At 61.8% G+C, this 18,102-nt stretch carries 9 protein-coding genes; 5 read left to right on the top strand and 4 right to left on the bottom strand.

What is annotated here, in order from left to right; all coding sequences use genetic code 11:
- Window positions 1-196 precede the first annotated feature (196 nt).
- Together ON21_RS38220 and ON21_RS40915 are read right to left on the bottom strand one after the other, a co-directional pair.
- A complete protein-coding gene (locus ON21_RS38220; protein ID WP_157170741.1) occupies window positions 197-1,147 on the bottom strand; it encodes a hypothetical protein in 951 nt (316 codons plus the stop codon).
- Window positions 1,048-1,503, bottom strand: coding sequence for a hypothetical protein (locus ON21_RS40915; protein ID WP_218004048.1), 456 nt, complete (start codon window positions 1,501-1,503; stop codon window positions 1,048-1,050). The genes ON21_RS38220 and ON21_RS40915 overlap by 100 nt, the downstream gene beginning before the upstream one ends.
- Before the next feature lie 140 nt (window positions 1,504-1,643).
- On the opposite strand from ON21_RS40915, the gene ON21_RS06645 reads away from it, so the two are divergent.
- Both ON21_RS06645 and ON21_RS06640 read left to right on the top strand, forming a co-directional pair.
- On the top strand, window positions 1,644-2,411 hold the full coding sequence (locus ON21_RS06645) for a hypothetical protein (RefSeq protein ID WP_039796477.1): 768 nt from the start codon (window positions 1,644-1,646) through the stop codon (window positions 2,409-2,411).
- 46 nt (window positions 2,412-2,457) lie between these two features.
- Complete coding sequence (locus ON21_RS06640) at window positions 2,458-4,035, top strand: endonuclease NucS domain-containing protein (protein WP_039796476.1); 1,578 nt, start codon at window positions 2,458-2,460, stop codon at window positions 4,033-4,035.
- Window positions 4,036-4,396: 361 nt separating this feature from the next.
- Here the strand turns inward: ON21_RS06640 and ON21_RS06635 are convergent, their stop codons facing one another.
- Window positions 4,397-5,251 (bottom strand): hypothetical protein, encoded by an 855-nt coding sequence (locus tag ON21_RS06635; protein ID WP_039796475.1) that lies wholly within the window; start codon window positions 5,249-5,251, stop codon window positions 4,397-4,399.
- Window positions 5,252-9,274 carry a PDDEXK-like endonuclease domain-containing protein gene (locus tag ON21_RS06630; RefSeq protein WP_039796530.1) on the bottom strand — a complete coding sequence of 1,341 codons (4,023 nt, stop codon included), beginning with the start codon at window positions 9,272-9,274 and terminating at the stop codon, window positions 5,252-5,254. It abuts the gene before it with no gap.
- A 479-nt stretch (window positions 9,275-9,753) separates the two neighbouring features.
- On the opposite strand from ON21_RS06630, the gene ON21_RS06625 reads away from it, so the two are divergent.
- The 3 genes from ON21_RS06625 to ON21_RS06615 are packed head-to-tail and all read left to right on the top strand — an operon-like array spanning window position 9,754 to window position 18,067.
- Window positions 9,754-11,586, top strand: a complete 1,833-nt coding sequence (locus tag ON21_RS06625; RefSeq protein ID WP_039796474.1) for a hypothetical protein — start codon at window positions 9,754-9,756, stop codon at window positions 11,584-11,586.
- Entirely contained in the window at window positions 11,586-13,031 is a 1,446-nt protein-coding gene (locus ON21_RS06620) for a hypothetical protein (protein WP_039796473.1), read from the top strand. The genes ON21_RS06625 and ON21_RS06620 overlap by 1 nt, the downstream gene beginning before the upstream one ends.
- Window positions 13,028-18,067 (top strand): FtsK/SpoIIIE domain-containing protein, encoded by a 5,040-nt coding sequence (locus ON21_RS06615; RefSeq protein ID WP_039796472.1) that lies wholly within the window; start codon window positions 13,028-13,030, stop codon window positions 18,065-18,067. Before ON21_RS06620 ends, ON21_RS06615 begins: the two co-directional genes overlap by 4 nt.
- The last annotated feature ends 35 nt before the right edge of the window (window positions 18,068-18,102 follow it).

Below are 18,102 nucleotides of genomic sequence, written 5' to 3'. Positions count from 1 at the left end.
GGTCATTTCCGAATGACGATGCATCGAGGGCGCTACAGCTCGCTCTGAACACGCAAGCGAACGACACGACCGGCTCGCTCTGTCCCGGTTCGGCGGCGACGAGTCGTCGAACCCAAATCCGTATATACCTTCCGTTGAGGGGAAACCCATCCGGCCGAGCATGTGCCGACGTCCGTGGCGCGCGGACCGAGACCGGCTATCTTGTACCGTTCGGCGGCCGACCGTGTCCTGGGAATGGCGACGAGTGGCTACCGACGGGTATTGCGCAGCAACGCCACTGCCAGTGCGCCGAGCTGCTGGGTGAGCGCGCTCTCGAACGCGAGTGTGCCGTCGGTTGTGCCGGTGCCGGTGTGCGTGAGTTCGTGCAGAAGGGTGCCGCAGAAGTCGGCGGGTGCGGTGAGTTGGTCGCGGCGGATGATGATGCGTTTGGTAGCTGGTTCGTAGACGCCGAGAATTTGTGTCCGATGCTGTTGAGGCGCATGGTCTCCGAGATCAGGATCTCGGAGACTCCGATGCGTGTGGGTACGACGCCAAGCGCCGCGAGTAGGGGGCCGGTCAGTGAGTAGACCTGTCGTTCATCTGGAGTCAGGCGGGCCGGATCGACGAAAATGAAGGTGAAGCTGTCGTTCCAGGCATCGCGGTAGCCGTCGAGGTCGTAAAGAGGTTCGCCCTCGAAGTCGGTGAGATTTCCGATCCGGTCGGCGATGTTGTGGGGGACAAGGACCAGCCGGAAGCCCTCGTCGCGCGCGTAATCCAGCTGAGCGGCACCGAATTCCAGGTCGCTACGGGACACGAAGACAACCTTCTCGTGCGTAGCCAGCACTCGGCAGGCATGGAGGGCGATGTCATTCCAGCCCAGCTCGTCGTGCATGCCACCGGTAGTGAACGCAGCCAGATCATCGGCGAGCCCCCGAGCGACGCCAGCTGTTCGACGCTCCTTGAGGATGGCCTTAACGCGGTCGGCGTATGCTCTGCGCCCGACATTGCTACGCTCGCGATTCAGCGCTTGCCGCAGTCCTTTCGTGAGCACTTCCGAGGGAACGGGTGTCAACGGCAGCAACTCGGCAAGCCCCTGCGAACCGACAATCTGCCGCTCGTATCGGTCACCCTCGATGAAATAGCAGATTGCTTGGACGAACTGGTACATTCCAGTCCTTCTCGGCATCTGCAGCTGGGGAAGACGGTGGGTTCGTTGTCATGACTCCGACCCGGATCGACGCGCGCGAACCCAGTGGCCATGCAACTGGCACAAGCGCCACCGACGACAGCCGAGCAGCCGAACCGCGACTGGCCGCAGAGGGGGGGTACGCCCGTGGGCTTCGGCCGCCGCTGGCCGACGTGGCCCTTCTTGATAGCCATTGTTGCCTTGATGAGTCCGACGATGCCCGCGCCGGCTTCGAGATGTCCGACGTTCGCCTTCGAGGACCCGATCAAACATGGCCGGTCGGCTGGCCGGTCGGCGCCGAAGACCGCAGCCATCGCTTGTGCTTCGATGGGCGACAACTACAACCTGTCGTACACTATCAATGCTGGATGACGAGCGGTGACAGGGAATGTCGGTGGTTGTCGCTATCGTCGGTATGGTGAGTTGGTATGGCGCGGGACGATTTCTGAGACCCGGTGACAGTCCGCCTGGTGAGTCGGTGATCGAAGGTGACATCTTCGCGATCCTGAACTTTGTGCTCGGCAACGGCGTTCGCCACTATCGGGTGGCCGGACGCTACGAACTACGAGCCGACCTGATGTTTCTGGTGGGCGCTCGCGAACACCCGCTCGTCATCGAATACGACGGCGGGTACTGGCATCGAGACCGCGAGGACACCAACCTCAGAAAGATCTGCGAAACTCTAGAACTTCGTGGCTTGCATGACATTATTCGTCTTCGCGTGCACCCACTGCGGCGCCTGCGACCTGCCGATATCAGCATCCCGCAGCGTGCCGATGCCATGACGTGCTCCCGCCTGGTGCTGCTTCACATCGCGCATCGCCCCGAACCCTACGAGCTCGATGACGACACCCTGGACAGAATCCACGAGTTCCTCGCGTTCAGCGCCACCGTGCTGACCGACGACAACATCCATGGTGACTTCTGTCTGGAGCTGAACTTCGTTCTGCAAGAGCATCGTTCAAGGACCCTTGGGAGGGTGCATCGCCTAGACAACCCAGGCGGCATCTCTTTCAGTGAGTTGGCGGCCGAGCTCGCACAACGCAGCCAACAGTACGAGGGTCTGTGGTGTCCGGATAGTCGTGAATGGGAGCAAGCAGAAGCTGCTGTCCATCAACGGTCCGGTTTCAGAGGCTGGTTGCAGCGGCAGCGAGCGGTCGCGCAACACGTGGCGCAGTCCAGCGAGGTGGGCTCCACTATGCCTCTGCTTACGAAATATGAAACCGGTTGGATCGAAGCCAGCTGAATCGATGCGAACTGTGAGCCACGAATCGACAAGCAGGAGATCCGATGTGCCAGCAGATCCTCATGAATCGCGCATCCGGGAGTTCCTTGCGCACCGACTCGACATCCTGGAACGTGGCCTGCGCCTTGTCGATCAGGAGTACCGGCTGCCGAACTCCAACGGGACTGGCGGTCGGATCGATATTCTTGCTCGCGACCAGCACCAGATGTGGGTAGTAATCGAGCTGAAACGGGCGAACAGGTCAGCCCGCGAGACAGCACAAGAGCTTACGAAGTATGCCGAACTGCTGCGTCGTGAGAAAGGGCTACCGCAGCATCGGATTCGAACGATGGCCGTCGCGCTGGAGCCGCAGTGGCGGGAACTTCTGGCGCCCCTGAGCAACCTTGCTCGAAAGTGGGACCACGATCTACGCGGCTACAGCTTGACCGTGGATAACGATGGCGTCCCGACAGCAGCGCGGAGGGTCGAGCTGCTCAGTGAGCCGGTCGAACAGAGGCTCACCTCAGCGCATGTCATCTTCCTGTTCGACGATTCAGCCAAACGGGATGCCTGCTGGCAGTGGACCGTGCGATCGGCAGCAGACGCACACGCGATCGATCTCGTTGGTGTCCATCTCGACTACGACGGCACTTCCGACATCGTCATCTATCCGCACGCCCTCTACTTGGCCTTCGGCCGCATCGATAACCGCGACGGTGAGTCGCCGCGTGCGCATTTGTGTCGTCACGGAGTCCTCGACGATGAAGAACGCGCCGAGTACGTATATCCCGACGAATACGATGCACTGACACATGTGTGCGCCACCATACGTTCGGATGATAAGGAAAGCGCAGGGCCAGATAAATTCACGCAGATCACCAACGAAGAGAACTGGACGATCAGCAAGATTCACACCACTGGCGCTTTCGCCACAGGCTTGTACGACGACGATGACATCGTCAGAGCTCTCCGCGGCCACGAGGGTGAGGCGAAGGTTCAGTACAAAGGCAGCGCCAGCAACAAAATCATCGGACAATGGCGCGAATTTAGAAAGGCAGTGATGACATGCCTGTCCCAGAACGACGACTGGACTGAACTCGTCGGCAACTGGCTCGACTGGCTGGCGCAAAAGGCCGAGGAATACGACGTCCATCTGCATATCTACAACCCCTGCGACATAATCACCACCCTCGTTTACGGGCTGCCTGACCAGTTGAAGAAGTACAGCCCTCTCGTCCTCGGCGTAGCGAAAGCCCGTGACGGGCATGCCGCCACATACTTCCTCCGCGGAGAACTGCGATGGAACGGCATACAGGTACCGCATCTCGGCGCACTCACCCGGATCGTATATCGAGATCCGATCTCCTGGCACATACAGAGAGGCGAGACGCACCCGCTAGACCTCCAGTTGCTTCGCTTCTGGGGAATCCACTACCTCACCCACGAATTCGCTATGGACCCAACCTCGCCCGCCGATGCGGTGCATGAAGCGTCGATTCATTTCCCAAGCAGCCTCACCACTGAAGACATCGGCGAATGGGGCGGCGTGTTCCCACTGGACACGTTCATCGATCACCACCTCGAACAGATATCGCTGCTTGTCCAGGACTACGGAAACAGGTCTATTTGGACAAGCAGATCGTAGGTGCTCGGCGGTCCCGCAACTGGCCAACCGTGTTCCGAGCCATTCCCCTTCTGGGCCATGAAATGCCACCTTGAAATGACTACTGGCTGAGGCGGAGCTGAAAAAGGCGGCTTTGAACGATACCGCGAAGGAAACTCGTAGACCCGGAACGCCGACGGGCAGCCGTGGCTCACCTGCAACGCTCGACCGCATCGCCGAGACGGCCTCCCGGGAGCGCGCGGTCCAGCTTCTCGCTAGACGCGAGCGTCGGCACAGCTTCCGACAGTTCAGGCAGGACAGCGAGGACGCCGATGCCGGTGCCGCCGAACTCGACAGCGTCAACACCCTCGCCTCCGCGATCTTCAGCTCTGTCTCGGGGCGCTCAGACTACCTCCTCCACCTGGAATTTTTGTTCGAGGTCGTTGAGCATTGCTTGTAGGGGCGCCCAGCAGAGTCCGACGCTGTCGTTGTCGAAGTCGGGGTTGTCGGCGAGTTCTTTGCCGGGGTGGATGTAGTTGCGGAAGTTGCGGACAGTGTGCATGAAGGTCTTGGCGTCGAGTTGTATCCATCCGCAGGCGTGGGCGGTGTCGATCAGTGAGGCGAGGTTGGGGTGTGGGTTGGTCGCGAACTTCCCCTTGCTGTCGACGAATTTGTTGTTGCGGCAGCGGTCGTCGCGTTCAGTGAGCATTGTCAGGAGCAGGCCTTCGACGAAGCTGCCGATCGCGATGACAGCCATGGTGTATGCGCCGTTACGTTGGCAGATTCGGGCTTCGCCGGCTCGTTTGATGAGCGTTTCCGCAGTGTGCTGGTCGCCGATGAGCCGACGTATGCGGGTATCCAGGTCGTGGGGTTCGGCGTTGAAGGCTCCGGTTCCGTTGCCGCCGAGCTCAGCAATCACGGGTCGGCCGCCGGTGTCGAGGATGATGAGCCCTTCGCCGGCGAGGACGGCATTGACGGCGTCGCGGAATATCTCTGCTGCCGTGTGCCCTTCATCATATTCGAGGGGGTCGCAGACCCGGCACAACAGACGTTCGAGATCACGATCGGGATCCTCGCGTTCATCGAGTTGCTCAATGAGCCAAGGGATCCGGGGCGTTCCGTCGTATTCAGGGGGATTCTGCCAACCGGCTTGTGCAAGTAGCGATTCGAGTTGGCGGCCGGTTCGTGCGTACGGGCCGTCAAGGTCGATGATGATCCGCGCCAGTCGTTCCACGGTCTTGGGGTCAAGAGTGGCCATTTACGATTCTTCCTTGTCTCGTATGCGCTGAGCCTCGTCCAGCGCGCTGCTCAAACGGGCGTCGATCTTGCGGCCGCGGCGTTTGAATCCCAGATCGGTGCGGATCTGCCGTGTCCGTTCCTCACCGTCGAGTAACAGTCCATCCGACATGCGCCACAGGAACATTTCGACGACCTGCTGGTGGGAATAGCTGTCGATCTGGAGTCCTGGGTGAACGTCGGGTCGCCGCAGGGTCGGGCGGGCGTGTGTCGGGAATTCAGGAACAGAGCGCTGCGGCCCGATGGTTTCGGGCGCGGGTTCGGCGTCACAAAGTTTTACGGCGTGTTCCCAGGCTTCGATGATGCGGCGCAGTTCTTGTTCTGGGTCGGCGAACCAGGCCGATGCCCAGACGCGGTGGAATCGCCAGCCGAGTCGTTCGAGGTGCTGTTGGCGCAGCCGGTCGCGGTCCCTAGCGCTGGCGGTGCGGTGGTAGCTGTCGCCGTCGGCTTCCACAGCCAGGACCATGCGGCCCGGCTCGTCGGGGTGAGCGAGTGCGAAGTCGATGCGGTAGCCCGAGACTCCCCACTGCGGGATCACCAGGACGCCGTGTCCGGTCAGCCCGTCGAGGATCGCCTGTTCGAAGCCGTTGAGGTCGGTGGCGCTCGTGCGGCCCACTGGATCAGTGCGACCATGGTGGCTTGCAGCTTCCAGATAGCGGCGCAGCATTTCGGTGCCGGTCGTCCGGCCATCGGGTTGCAGAGCGCCAGGTGGGAACGAGCAGACAACGGTCATACGCCGTTTGGCGCGGGTGACCGCGACGTTGACGCGTCGTTCGGTTCCTTCCTGGTTCAGCACGGAGAAGCCCTGCCTGTGGACACCACCGGTGGCGTTCTTGGCGACCCCGACACTGAGGATGATCGCGTCGCGTTCGTCGCCCTGGACGGTTTCGATGTTCTTGATGAAGAAGCGTTGGGTGGGGCCGCGGTCCTCGGCGAAGAACTCGTCCAGTTCCGGCCTGCGCTCACGTGCCCGCCGCAACGCCATGTCGAGTTTCTTCTGATGGGTGACCCCGAGAGTGATGACACCGAGACTCTCATGTGGCCGGTCCGCGGCATGTTCGAGGACCAGCTCGATAACTCGGTCTATCTCCGCGTCAGCGGATCCGCGTTCACCAGGTGGCACTCGACCGTCGACAACGTCGAGTCGCACTGGTGGGTCGGTGTGGGCTCCGGGGAAGGTGACCAGTTCGCGGTTGTAGATTTCTTCGTTGGAGAACTGGATCAGCCGTTCGTCCTGGCTGCGGTAGTGCCATTGCAGGCGGCAACGGTTGGCGATCAACGGCTGGAGTGTGGTGAGGATCGACTCGTAGTCGCGCAGTTCGACATTCTCGCCGTCCTCAGGCTCACCGTCATCGGTGTCGGAGCGGTCGAAGAAGGTCGTCGGCGGCAGCTGTTTGTCATCGCCAGCGACCACGAGGCGTCGGCCGCGCATGATCGAGGTGATCGCGTCGTGGGGCTGCACCTGGCTCGCTTCATCGAAAATGACCAGATCGAAAAGCTGTTTCGGGGGCAGCGCTTGGCTGACCACCAGCGGCGACATCGCCCAGCACGGCCGCACCGCCAGCATGACATTCGGCGCGTCGGAAACCAGTTTGCGGAGTTTGCGGTGGCTCCTCTTCTTCTTGGCCTCGCTGCGCAACAGCGCGTGCTCGGTGGGGTGGTCGATACTCACCTGCTGGGCGGCGCGTGCGACGTGGCGCAGTATTCGACGCACCGCAAGGTCGCGATGGTCCTGATCGGTCTGTTGGAACTGCTGCACCAGTCGGTTGTGTGAGTCGGCTCGGAACTCGCGCAACGGCTGGGAGGTGAGGATGAACTCTTCATCGAGCGAGTGCATCAGCGCATGCCGGAACAACGCCACCGACTGTTCGGGATCGACAGCGCGAGTGGCGATTTCGTTCAGAAGGGCCTCCAGCCCAGCGTTCCGGAGTCGCGCCCACTGCGCGGTGAGATCGGGCAGGAACGGAACCATCACGCGGTCTCCAGCCAGCACCTGAAGTTCTCGTTCGATCTCGTCGAGTGGCTGTTGGTCCAATGCCACATTCGCGCACATCGCGATTGCAGCCAGCTGGTCTCTCAAACGCCCGTACTGATGGCCGACCGCCCGGAAGTCACCTATATCTGCTGGTCCGGTGCCGGCGCCGGACATCCGCCGCCATTGTTCGAGCTGGTCAATGACCTTGGTGACCTCGACCCGCAGAGCGGACTTGTCGGTGATACCGGCACGGTTGAGCCGCAGCTCCTTCAGCAATGCTGATCGGCGCCGCCACCCCAGTTTCGGTTCTCTACTGCGGCGCCCACGCCACGATGTCGTCGCTATCTGATACTCGATCAGCGGGCGCGCGAAGATATCGCCGCCCAATGTCGCCGCACTGTCCGACATAGCGCTCAGCAGGTTCAGAGTGCGGTCCCATCCCTGGAAATCGCGCGGCTCGGGCAATCCCACCTGCGAGACCAGTTCCCGCATGCTCGTCTGGCTGCGACTCAGCGTGCGAGTGGTAACCTCCTCCAGCTGCGCCAGCACCTGGCGTGCGTCCTCGACCGTCGCCACACGCGCCTTCCACCAAGGTGTCTCTCGACGGATCAGTCGCAAGCCACCGTTGGCCACGAAATGCCGAAGATCCTCTTCGACGGCCAGACGCACCTCCGGGGTGAAATGCGCCAAGTTGCCAAACCGGATGGCCGTCTCGATGCCGCCGCGTGACCGCACCAGCGCCTCCCGCACCTGATACGGGCTCAGCTGCCACGGTGCACGGCACGTGTGCACAGCCTGCACAAAGTCGTTCAACTTCCCACGACTGTGCTCCAACTCCCGATCCAGCTCCACGCCTGCGGCAACCGGAACGCGAACCAACTGCTCGAAGCTTTCGGCCAACTGCGCCGCCACCGCACGACCAGTGACTTTGGACTGGTGCAGATCCAGCACCAAACCACCCAAGCCGATCTCGGTGAGCCGATTGGTCACCGCTTCGATCGCGGCCCGCTTCTCCGCCACGAACAAGATCTTCGAACCGGCCGCAGCCCCCGCCGCGATCAAGTTGGCGATAGTCTGACTCTTCCCGGTCCCTGGCGGCCCATCGATCACCACATGGCGATCGGCCAGAGCCGTTGCTACCGCACGGTACTGAGACGAATCCGCATCCAACACCAAATAGTCATCTTGCGGCCGAACAGTGTCAGGCGCGGCAGGCGTATAGCGACCCCCTGCACCCGCATCCACACCACTGAGCCCACCACTGGCCAGCGCCACGATCAGGTCGTGTTCGGCGAGCAAGGGTGCCGCGGACATCAGGTCGTCCACCATAGGTAGTTTCGCGTAGTTGCAGATGCCGACCGCAACCATGGCCGCCAGATCGAGGGAGACTCCCTGCTCACCAGCGGCGTCGGCGATCACACGAAATACACGCTCGGCCAACCCATGCGGGCCGGATTCGAGGTCACCACCAGTCGTCAGTTCGTCGAGTACCGAACTGTCGACCCGCACACCGTATTCGCGCTCCAAACAGTGCCGAAGAACCGGGTTCAGCTCTGGCTCAGCGGTGACCTGCAACGAAAAATCATTCTCCGAGGCGGTTCGGGCTTGAATCGCGATCTGATACAGCAGCAGCGGCGCGCGCAACGCAATCGGTGCCCGCGCACCTCCACGCTTGCCCCCATCGCTGGACACGCGACCAAAAACCAAGCGTCCGACATCGACGCCCTGCTCTTCACTGAAACTCCGGATCATGCGCACCAGGTTGCGGGTGCGGGTACATGCCTCTCGGTACCCCTGCTCGTCGCCGAACAACTCCCCCAACCTCACCGCCTCACCCGAGAGCAACCGTCCCACAGCTCTTTCCGGACTCGACGTGAGATCCAGCGTCGCTGTCTTCGTGATCCTGAAATTCAACAGACTGTTACGGCTGTCGAGCTGAATAAGCTCTTTCGCCCACTCCTCGGCCTTACCTTGCAGCATACCTGCCAGATCCCGCAGCTGGCTCGTCATGGACAGCACCTCTCCAGAGGAAAACAAACTGAACAAGACTGCACAGACCACCCCGCAGCCACCCGGCCATGCCGAGTCCGACAGTATGACCGCACAGCGGGCGACTATTCAACTCGACTTTCAACGGCCCAGGTCACAGCGCTATCCCCGAACTTTGTCCAGACAAGGGCACTGGTCGGTATGTAATTTCCACTGCGAGCATTTATTTGGGCGCACGAATCGGCATCATCCGCCAAAGGTCGAATCGAACCGAAGTATTCATTCGGCATATGAGTGTGCGCCCGTGGAGGATCAGCGCGATCGTTGCAGCTGCTCTGGTGTTGCTACATCATCGAGACGCCAGAACCATGTCGGTCATGGCACACCGCTGCTCGGCGACACTCAGTTCAGCTCTCTGACAGCGAATTTGATCTTCCGTCATGTGCGTTGACAGCTAGAATTTCGCAGCGCTCCCGGTTCGGTCGACGAAGGACAGCAGCATGCCGCTAGAGGTCAACAAACACGTCCAACGCATACGTCGTTACCAGCCGTTCGACGTCGACACCTCTGAGATGATCTACGAGCTGCAGACAGACCGGACGCAGCCACTGTTCCGTGTCGTAACGCTCGACTATCTGCTGAAGGTCATCGAGCGGCCGACTGCGAAAACCATCGTCCTGACCGGGGACGCCGGGCATGGCAAGACGAGCCTGTGCGCCAGCCTTCTCACCGACCTGCGGACCGATGCCGAGGCGGTCACCCCAGATGTCCGGAAGGCGGTTTTCCGCGAGCTGTCCGAGGCCGGCAACGCCAGCCGCCCTATCGGCCAGACCCGGAACGGACGCCCGCTGTACATCATCAGAGATCTCAGCGAGCTCAGTGTGCCGACGGGCGCTCAAAAGCTCGTGGAACTGCTTGATCCTCCGGACGCGGGCGTCGCGATCATCTGCGCAAACGAGGGCCAGCTACGCAAATGCGTCGCTGAAGACGACAATCTCGCCAAAGGCGGCACTGGGCGCGCCAAGATTCTGGTAACAACTCTCGCGGAGGGCATCGACCGCGGGCAAGTCAGCGACCCCAATGGCACGGTCACTGTCATCAACCTCAACTACCAGTCCGTAGCGGCCGACAGCCCCAACGGCGGACTCATCCCTTGGGTCCTGAAGCAGTGGACGACAACGCAATGGTCACGGTGGAAGTCCTGCGAGACCTGCGATGCAGAGAAAGTCTGCCCGATCCTGGCCAACCGTAACGAACTAAACGATCCCACCCGCGGTCCTCAGCGCCGTGCAGCGATTCGGGACGTGTTCGCCGCGGCCGAGCGCACGGGTGCCGTAATCACCACCCGACAGGCGCTGTCGGTGACCAGCTACATGCTTACGGGCGGCCTGTCCTGCGAGGACGTCCATGCCAGGTACCGGCGGTCGCACTCAAACAAGTTGTGGCAAGCTCCCCACTTGTACCACCAGGCTCTCTTCGGTGACCGGCTTACACAGCAACAGCGTCATTCGGTTCCCGCTTTCTTTGCGATACGGAAGCTGGACCCGGGCAAAGTCTCTCGTCGCCAGGTCGATGACCGACTGGACCCGGACACGGCCAGCGACTTCCCTCCCGTGGACGCGAGCAGCTACCTGCAGAAGGTCCGTAGGAGTCGGGACGTTCAGAAGCAGGCCGAACAATTACGGGGCTTGTACACATTCCTGCGACGAGCTGACTTCTTCAACAGCGACGACGATAAGGACCGGTTCGCCCGCATGGGGCTGCAGGCTGGCGACGACTTCGTCAGTGTTCAGGACAAGAACCGGGACCTGGCGGACACCAGGGTGCGAGACCGCTTCCTCAAGGGCCTGGAAGCCGTCCAGGGCATCCACCGAGCGGGAAGCAACCCTGACTTCTTCATACTTGACCCGGCCTTCTTCACCCACCGCGCCCGTGCGGCTGTGATCTCTCGGCGAGTGCCAAGCAAAGGCGTCGAGGTGGTCGACCAGGTCACCCAGTGGCAGGAGGAAGTGGGGACGGGTGTCACCCCCGAGATGCAGGACGCCGTCGAGTGGCTTAATCGGGCAATCTACATCCGTATCCCGGCCGTCGACCCTGACGATGGCGCAGTCTCGGTGGAAGCGGACCTTCTGCGCTTCGAGTTGCTGACACGTTGGGCCGCGGGCCTGCGTAGCGAGGTCCAGCATGAAGCAGAGATCCGCGGCCTGAGTGGATCACTGGCAGAGCTGGCTGACTCGTCGAACAAGGACGACGAGATCCAGGTTCTGGTGGGCAACGTCATGAGAAAGCTCATGATCGACGTCGGCGACAAGATCAGATCGGTGCGTGCGTGATGGCTGATCGTTCCAAGGCCGAGGTCGTTTCTCGCCTGTTCGGAGTGAATCTCGAACAGCAGGGCCGCGGATTCTACGTAACACTCGAGATGCTCGCGATCGCCCGCGGCGTCTACCTGGCACATCAGGAAGATCCGGTAAGGTTCGCAGAGCTCCTGGACGATGGGGCCGAGACACCCTACAAGCGGACCTCGCACGACCTGGCCCGGCGGATTGCGACCAAGACTCGCATCGTCGAGGGCGACGAGGAACTCGGCAAGGCCGTCGAATTGGATACTTCCGAGACGTTGGAAACGCTCCACGCCCTGTTCTCGTCCCTCTTGGTCGAGATTCCTGGGCGTCGTACCCAGCCCAGTTGGTTCGGTGCGCACATCTACCCGTTCGTCGGTGAGCTCATCCATTACGACGCAGTCGAGCGACGAATCAAGCAAAGCGATGTTTCTCTCAGGAAGAGCGCCAAAAAGCGCGCGCAGGCCAGCAAGGTCGCTGTTGGCATCAATGCTCCAAGTATCGAGCGCTACCTCTTCCGCGATGGTGGGGGCTGGGCCTACAAAGTCCTACGCCGCGACCCTGATCCTGACCGCAAGGAGGTGACCCGACAGGGTTTGACCGACCTCGTGCAGGACAGCTGCACCGCGCTCGGCAACCTTGCCAAGGCCCTGAGTGCGCACGACTTCGACTACGACGAAGCGCCCGTGGAGGGCTCAGACGCAGGAATCGAGCTGCACGAAGATCTCAGCCCGTGGCCCGATCTACTGCGGGAGGGGACCTGCAACGTCGTCGCCCGGATTACGACGGTACCTAGGGCCAAGCGCACCGAGAGCCTCATGCACTGGGTACCCTACTGCTTGGCACGCCATCAGCTGCACCTGGCACGTACGAAGCTCGGTGTTACCGATCGCGAGTCGATCCTGTTGGACTTCGGCAACGAGGCAACCCCGCTGCGCAGAGAGTCGCAGAAAAACCTTACTGGCTGCCGCAATGACATCGTCAACGCGATCAATGTCCAGGCTCGGGAGATGATCAGCGAAATTGAAGGCGACGAGGCCAAGAAGCGCCGATATGAGAGATTCACCAGGGATGCCGGCAAGGCGATCGCCTCGCCCCGAGCGTTCTTCAGCGAGACACTCGCCGCTGTGGGAGCCCTGAATGCGACAGTCGGGCGCCGACACTTCACCATGAAGCCCCCAATGCTCGAGGGCCTGGTATCTGCCACCGTCCCACAGGGCACGGAGATGGAGTTCGATCAGTTCTGCACACTGCTGTACGAAAAATACGGGCTCGTGGTGGAGAACAAGGTCGCGGCCACGAGCCCGTTGGCCTACGAGGTCGACCAATCATTCCTAGACCACAACGGCAAAGCGTTCCGGGAGAAACTGGCCGCTATCGGTTTGCTCACGCAGTATTCAGATGCAACCAGTATGGTTCGAGGGGAACCCCGGTGACCGACAGCAGTGTCCGAGCACTTGGCCGGTTCGTCGCGGACGAAGCACTCCGCAAGGTCACTGAAATCAGCGGAGCCCGTGCTGTCCTGCGAGTCAGCGGGTTCGATCGGTCGACCGTGACCGAGGCTCTCCGTCGCATCGCCCAGCGTCTGTTGGAGTCGCCGGACCTCGAGGTTGTCGTCAAAGTCGGCACTTCAGGACCGATCGAGGGCGTGCCTGTCGAATACCTGCTGGATCCGCAGGACCAGCTGACCAAATGGCGAAACTCAGGACAGGGCACGGCGGTGTTGCTTTTCGAGTGGGGGGAATCGCCAGACGCACAGGGTCTGGCGGCCATGAACGCCCTTGACGATGCTGCAATACTGGGCGACTACCACGACTCCGCCGGCGAGCGCGGGTTCGACAGGTTGATGGCGGAAGCATGGCGGGAGGCGGGTGGCATCGGCACTGTTCCAGCCCCCATGGTCACCTCTCTGCCGGAGATCTGGCGTGCCATTACCGATGAGGAGCCCCGGTCCTTGCACCGCTGGGCAGCTTTCCTGGTCGAGACCTCGAAAAAGGTCGCAGCAACTGAGATCCACACCCCTGACGCGATCTACCCCGAGATCTCCGCAGCTCTGCCCGCTCTTGACCTCTTCCCGGACCGAGGACTCTTCATCAAGCCCGCCGCGCTGCCCGCCCGGATCAAGAAGAACGTCTCGGTCAGTGCCTTCAAACTGCCCACCGGCAAGGAGATCACCGAAGACGACTTGATTGACCGCATCGCCACGACCGAGTTCAGCGAGGAGTCCCTGGAATACATCGGTACGGACTCCGAGACTGCCAAAGCACGCATGCGCACCCTCGTACTCGACCTCAATCGCAGTGGTTCTACCCCACAGGATTCTCGTCAGCTGCGCTGCGAGCAGGACCTGACACTCTGGCTCGAAGTCTTTGAGCAGAAATCCAAGAAGATCGGCCTGGGTCAGCAGCTCCGGCAGGAGATCGAGAGGATCAGCGCGGAGCGGATCGACGAGTTCGACGCCATGCTGATCGAAGACGCACTCGACCACGGAGACCAGGAATCCGCACAGCGCTTCCTTGACGAGGCTCCCGCCAGTGGGGCCGAACCTCTGGCCGACCTGCTGTCCAAGCGGTCGCGTCGGAAAGTCGAGAAGCTTGCCTTCCCGGACTCTCAGTTCGTCCAGGACCCCCTGCGGGCCCTGCTGCGCGAGCTGACCTACTTCGCCGACGAAGAAGAGGGCTCCGTTGTCGTCGGGATTGAAGGAAACCAGGAAGCAGGGCGGTGGAGCCGCTGGCTTTTCGCATTCCTGTACGCACGCACCCTGCGTGATGTCCAGGACTCTACCGGACTTCGCCTGACCCTGGAGGTCAAGGACTGCCTGCTGGACTTGGCCAAGCCGCCCCTGCCCGCGGAGGACGAGCCATTCGACCCAAACACCGAGTGGGCGCCGCTGCGCATCCTGGTCGAGATGGATGGCGTCGCCCAGCGACGTTTCCGCTGGGACCCCCTGGGCATCCCCGGGCAGATCGCCCTGGCGGCCCTCATCCACAGCTGGCGATACCCACCTGGCCATGGCAGCAATCTGACCTTCGACACCTTCCTCTCGAAGTTCAATGACCCCCGCCTGTGGCAGGTATTCGAACGTGTGCCTGTCCCCGCAACACATTTCGCCGGCCAGCTGGAGCGCCTCAAGCTCGAGCACTTCGATCGGTTCTCCGACGGGCTTGACGCGGGGAAAATCAACGATTACGTACGCGAGTGGGAACGCATACTCCGCGAAGCTCGCACCACCTTGGTTCCCAACAACGCTCCGAACGCAGACCTCGAGGCAGTCGTCCTGACCGATGTCGTCGGACTGGCCGATCACCGCATGATGATGCTGGCCACCCACCCGCTGAAGCTGCGCTGGCTGGCAAAGAACTACGCCGAGACCGCCGGCAGCATCGAGACCGCTCTGAACACGGAGGGAGGTCTCAGCCTCAACCAGGAAAACGAGGACCTCTTCTTCGACGCCATCGACCGTATCTCCCCACATGGGACACCAGCGGTCCTCGTAGGGCCCGGCGGCACGATCGCCATTCCGATGCGGGAATCGGCCGGGCACGAGGAATACGCGCCGGTCCGCTACGGCGGCAACGAGTCCAAGGACTGGCTCTCCAGCGTGGACGAGACTGCGATCGACGAGATGATCCGCGTCATCACCGACTACCTAACGACCTACCCCCACAAGCTCGACGGTCTACGCGTACTGCTTCTGGACCGCAACGGCGACCCTGTCCTGCCCATGCGCGTGGCAATGCAGATGCGGGTCAAGAACCCTCGCCTGAAGGTTGATCTGGTCGTGCTGGCTCCCCAAGCCACCCATCACGAGATCATTCAGGGTTTCGACCTACAGTTCTCCAGCGCGGAGATGTCCGAGGACAGCTTCCTGCCCGACGTCCAACTCATCCTGCAGGCATGGGAGCCCGACCAGGAAGCAGACCTGTCAGAGCTGGAGAACACCATCGACCTCGCTCTGGCTCCGGCGCTGTTCGGCACCCAGACCACTATCAAGGAGAGCACCAAGAAGGAATCCCTGTCCGGCGCATTCAACTCATGGAAACACCCAGCCTCACACAACCTGGCGCAGACCAGCGAGAACGTCGTAAGAGCACTGCTGCCCGAAACCGCTGACGAGACTCTCGAGTCCTGGTCCACCTTGTGCGTGCGCTACGACCGCCGTTCCCCGGTCTCCCGGGAAAGCGTTGACGGAATCGACTACTTCGAGATGCAGGTGCAGTTCGACCAGCACCAGGACTTGTTCGCCACCCTGCACAGCGTAGCCCACTGGGTCGTCACCCTCGACAGCTTCATCGGCCGTGAGCAGATCGATGCCCTGCGTAACCGCCCTGACGTGATCCTCGTCAAGCCCAGTGTCGGCAAGAACGAGTCCTACACCCTTATTGTCAGCTCGCAGACCGGTCAGCAGTTCGTTGTCCAGCGACTGCGGCGCCGACTGGAGCAGATCGGGGTCGTCACCCCGCAGGATTCCGAAGGCACCGCCAAGCGCATCTACGAGGTCGGTCGCAATGTGGCTCCTGGCGCCGTGCTGCGCTCTCTCGGTATCGGCACCACAGTCAACGAAGTCGTCGGCTTGGTCGCCACACGGTTTGTCATCGACCAGCAGTTTCCAGTCCCTCGGCAGCGAATGGGCCTGGTCACCTGGATCAGCTTCGATGAGCACCACCGCTGGTTCGGCCGCGGGCATAAAACCCGTGCCGATCTAGGCCGGTTCGTGCTGACCGTCCAGGACGACGGCACGGTCCAACTGGATATCCTGGTCGCCGAGTCCAAGTTCCGCCAGACCTTCGACGTCGGATCGGCCGAGGAACAGCTCAATCGTACCACCGACCTGTGTGCGGATGCCTTCCGCTCGGACGGCGAGGCCCGCGATGACCGTCCCTTCTGGCTGGACGAGCTCGCCGCCGCGATCACCCAGACCAGTGGAAGCACCGTACAGGCCGCGGATCTTCCAGCCCGTACCGTTATCGGCAACGACGACAGCCGTCAAGTCGAGGCAAAGGTCCTTGACGCCCTGCGCTCCGAGGATGTCCTACTTGGTCAAGTCACCGGCGTCGCCGTGGCCATCTCCGCCGAGGACCATCAGCCAGCCCCGGCAGTCGGAAGCCTCGGTAAGCACACTTTGGTGAGGCTGAACAAGCACGAGTTGCTGAACCTCATCGGCGCTCTGCGCGCCAACCATGACCCCACCAATGCCGACCCCCTTGTTGTTGGCAGGAACCTCAGGGGGACCGTGGAGGTTCCTGATACTGTCGCCAAGACCTCCTCAAGAGGCATATCCGCCGAACTGTCCACAGCGGAAGTGCCGACTGCACCTGTCGCGGATTTCGGAGCGACAGCGCCCACAACTGCGCCGCGAGCGGTAGTTGAGCATCCTCCTAAAGCAGAGGTAGACCCTGTCTCTCTGAAGACTCGCCGCGGTGGGCTCCCAGAGGAGGAGATGAGGCTTAGATACAACAAGGTCGTCGACGTCTTCGCCCGCCACAAGGTCGGGGTCGCCGCTCCGAAGGTCGGCAAGTGGCAGGAAGGACCCGGCTTCTACATCTTCCGGTTCATTCCCAATCCGGGGGTCACCGTGGACAAGCTGACCAATCGACGCGACGAGATCTTCCTCGCTCTGGCACTGCCATCCGGGTTCAGCATCCGCACCCGCAGCGACCGCGGCTCCGTGCTCTTCGAGATCCCCAAGATCGACGACGAGAAGTACGGGGTCGACGCCAAGGCACTGTGGCAGCGGTGCCCGACCGATCCCGAGAGCCTCGTCGTCCCGCTGGGCACCGACATCGAAGGCAACCCGGTCACCATCGACCTGTCCTCTGCGGACTCACCGCACTTGCTGGTGGCTGGCACGACTGGATCAGGAAAGTCCGTCGCCTTAGACACGATCCTTAAGGGCTTGGTCCGGTACGACAAGAACACCCTGCGACTTCGCCTCGTCGATCCCAAGGGCACCGAGCTCATCGACTTCGAGGACGACCCTCACCTCGATGGCATGATCGGCATGGATGCCGCCGACGCCATCGAGATTCTCAAGGAAACCGTCGAAGAGATGGCTGTGCGCTATAGGGAGATGAAGGCAATCCGCACACGCAAGCTCGTCGAGTACAACGCCAAGGTAGACAAAGCAGACCGAAAGCCCTGGATCGTCATCGTCCTCGACGAGTACGCCGACCTCACAAGCGATCCCGAGGAGAAAAAGCAAATCGAAGCGCTACTCAAGCGCCTCACGCAGAAGGCCCGCGCTGCGGGCATCCACGTCATCGCAGCCACGCAGCGCCCCAGCGCGGACGTTATCTCGACCACCATCCGCTCCAACTTCCCCGCCCAACTCGCCCTGCGGGTCAAGACCGCGACCGACAGCCGCATCATTCTGGACGAGACCGGCGCCGAAGCTCTGGCCGGACAGGGCGACGCCTTCCTGCACACGGCCAAGGGCACCATACGAGTGCAGGTTGCTTACGACGGGAGCTGACCAGGCGCCGCTATCCGCCAAGCGCAATGGTCCGA

Origin of the sequence: Nocardia araoensis NBRC 100135 (assembly GCF_000308435.1) — a bacterium.
GTDB classification, from domain to species: domain Bacteria; phylum Actinomycetota; class Actinomycetes; order Mycobacteriales; family Mycobacteriaceae; genus Nocardia; species Nocardia araoensis.
The sequence above is the reverse complement of the archived record's forward strand: the minus strand, read 5'-3'. Positions and strand labels throughout refer to the sequence as shown.

Bases quoted from the DNA above. Each gene is read 5' to 3' on its own strand.
- ON21_RS06630 (WP_039796530.1), bottom strand. From the start codon at position 9,274: ATGACGAGCCAGCTGCGGGATCTGGCAGGTATGCTGCAAGGTAAGGCC.
- ON21_RS06635 (WP_039796475.1), bottom strand. From the start codon at position 5,251: ATGGCCACTCTTGACCCCAAGACCGTGGAACGACTGGCGCGGATCATC.
- ON21_RS38220 (WP_157170741.1), bottom strand. From the start codon at position 1,147: ATGTACCAGTTCGTCCAAGCAATCTGCTATTTCATCGAGGGTGACCGA.
- ON21_RS06625 (WP_039796474.1), top strand. From the start codon at position 9,754: ATGCCGCTAGAGGTCAACAAACACGTCCAACGCATACGTCGTTACCAG.
- ON21_RS06620 (WP_039796473.1), top strand. From the start codon at position 11,586: ATGGCTGATCGTTCCAAGGCCGAGGTCGTTTCTCGCCTGTTCGGAGTG.